Genomic DNA, 2,560 nt, shown 5'->3' with positions numbered 1-2,560 from the left:
ATGGTCGCCTGTAAATAGCCGCTTTGTCATTTCTAAAGCATCAAGGTAGAGAGGTTCAGCTTTACTGTATCTTCCTTGGCTTTGGTAAAGAATTGCTAAATTGTTCAAGCTATTAGCAACATTAGGATGGTCGCCTGTAAATAGCCGCATTCTCATTTCTAAAGCATCAAAGTAGAGAGGTTCTGCTTCACTGTATTTTCCTTGGATATAGTAAAGAATTGCTAAATTGTTCAAGCTATTAGCAACATCAGGATGGTCGCCTGTAAATAGCCGCATTCTCATTTCTAAAGCATCAAAGTAGAGAGGTTCTGCTTCACTGTATCTTCCTTGGCTTCGGTAAAGAATTGCTAAATTGTTTAAGTTAGTAGCAACATCAGGATAGCCGCATTCTCATTTCTAAAGCATCAAGGAAGAGAGGTTCTGCTTCACTGTATCTTCCTTGGCTTTGGTAAAAAATTGCTAAATTGTTCAAGCTAGTAGCAACATGAAGATGGTCGCCTGTAAATAAAGTTTGACAAACTTTTACCAATTGCTGAGACCAAAATTCTGCTACTTGATATAATCCTTCTCCTTGATAAAATCTTCCTAATCCTTCAAATACCCAAAAGATTTCATCAGCAACCATAGATACTGGTAAATTATTCTCTGCTGCTGTTTCTTCGTTAATTTCATCTATTAACCGTTTTCCTAAATCTTCCCAATGAACAACAAGAGTTTTGACATTTTCAATATCTTCAGAAGTGGGTGATTGAGAAAGTGTTTCAGCAACCAATATCATGGGAGTAATAAAAGTTCTTTCGAGAATTGGCTGCTTTTCTCCAACTTCTGCTAACTGTTCCTGCAAAAACAACCGCACTAAATTATGAATTGTATAAGCTTCTGGTGATTCTTGTCCTGTTTGTAAAAAGTTAACTTGATAAAGTCTTTTTTTAGAGGTAGTTAATTCTTCCTTTGTCCAAATTAGTTGTTTTTCCTCATTTTCTACTTCAAACTCAATTACCTTAACTACCAAATACCAAAAAATCAACTGAGGAGAAAATAAACTTAAAAATGCTCCCAGATATTGAGTTTGAGTATCCAGTGTTTCCCAAGTTAAATTAAAAGCGGCTTTAATTCCCAATTGAGTTTGATTGATAGTTTCTCTGTTTTGGAAAGCTGTTTCCGCTAACTTACGTTTTTGCAACCGTTCTAACATTTGAGTTAGAGAAAGTCCAAAATCTTCTCTTAAATAACTTCCGACTAAAATTATCCCCAAAGGTAAATTTCCCAAAAACTCACATATTTCTGTTGCGGTTTTTGGTTCATTGACAACTCGCTGATGATTTTTTCCCAATTGCTTTTGTAAAAGTTCTAATGCTATTGGTGGTGATAGAAACTCTAAAGGTCGTTCTTGAATAGAATTAGGGTCTAAATGTTGTTGTCGAGTAGTTATCAAAACCCGAAAGCGTTCTTCTTTGGGAACAACTTCTTGTAACTGTGTTAAATCAGTTAAATCATCAACGACAATTAAAACAGGTTTTTGTGTTTCTGGATATTGTAACCAACACCAAGCTACCTGTTGTTGGAGAGTTAGCAGCTTTCCTCCCTGAGTTTGGGGAATTTCCAAACCGAATTTAAATGTAAAAAGCTCAAATACTTCTGCTGCGAGAATACGTTGTCTAGCATTAAACCAAATTATGCCATCATAATGATCTTGATATTCTTTCGCGTATTGAGTAACTAATTCAGTTTTACCCAAACCACCCATTCCGGTTATTGCTACATAATTTCCCCGTCGCAAATCTTCATGGATAGTTGTCAGTTCTGTTTCTCGTCCGACAAAATGAACAGAACCACGATAGGGTATATCTTTAGTGGGAGTTAACTTTGTCCGTTTCCCGTCGGACGAGTCCAGTCAAAAATTAAACGTGCTTCCTCTTTGGTCGTTTGTTTGATTTTGCGCTGCGTTGATAGCTTTTTGGATGTTTTGATTAAAAATTGTCCCTTGGGGGTGTTGAGAATTTGCAAAAGCTGCTTGAATCTCTTTGAGAATTTCTGCTAAATTTTTAGGTGGGTTAGTTTCTGCTAACTGGGTTAATTCCTGGATAACTTGACTAATATTAGTGTCTGTTTTCGCTGCGGTTTCTATTTCCAGTACAGCTTGACCATAATTAAGGGGTTGTTCTGGTGCTTTTTCAATAGCTGCGAAAGTTCCAGGTAGTCGCTGTTTCAACAATTCCAAAAACTGCTGAGTTTTGTGAGATAAGGTGTCTCCAATGTTTTCGCCAATTTTTTCCAATGCTTTGGTAGCAAGTACGGTCGCAACAGCAATAGCACCAGTTGTTAATGGTTCCATTTGTAATATTGGTTAAGGTATCATTTTTCTCCTCATGATTTATGATACATCTTTTTTGCCAACGCTTCACTACACCTTATATATTCCTCAACGCAGTCCTTTCTGAATTGTGGTTTAATCTATCTGCTATTTTTTTCTAAGTAAGTAGACGAAAATAAATCAAAGTAGATTAAGTAATGTAAAAAATCTGGAGATGATTTCGTAGTAAGGGCTTCAGCCCTCAAA

The 2,560-nt window shown here is 36.4% G+C and carries 3 protein-coding genes; all 3 read right to left on the bottom strand.

Features of this window, described 5'->3' with window-relative positions; translation table 11 throughout:
- Positions 1–345, bottom strand: a 345-nt coding sequence (locus tag AN490_RS08025) for a tetratricopeptide repeat-containing protein (protein WP_300001538.1), incomplete at its 3' end; no start/stop codon positions are given.
- Between the two features lie 28 nt (positions 346–373).
- A complete protein-coding gene (locus AN490_RS08020) occupies positions 374–1,780 on the bottom strand; it encodes a tetratricopeptide repeat protein (RefSeq protein ID WP_300001528.1) in 1,407 nt (468 codons plus the stop codon).
- 114 nt (positions 1,781–1,894) lie between these two features.
- Positions 1,895–2,335, bottom strand: a complete 441-nt coding sequence (locus AN490_RS08015) for a hypothetical protein (RefSeq protein WP_300001526.1) — start codon at positions 2,333–2,335, stop codon at positions 1,895–1,897.
- Between the last annotated feature and the right edge of the window lie 225 nt (positions 2,336–2,560).

Source organism: Anabaena sp. AL09 (genome assembly GCF_001672255.1).
GTDB lineage: Bacteria > Cyanobacteriota > Cyanobacteriia > Cyanobacteriales > Nostocaceae > Dolichospermum > Dolichospermum lemmermannii.
The sequence above is the reverse complement of the archived record's forward strand: the minus strand, read 5'-3'. Positions and strand labels throughout refer to the sequence as shown.

What these genes read in the sequence shown, in the direction of transcription:
- AN490_RS08015 (WP_300001526.1), bottom strand. Translation starts at nt 2,335, where the DNA reads ATGGAACCATTAACAACTGGTGCTATTGCTGTTGCGACCGTACTTGCT.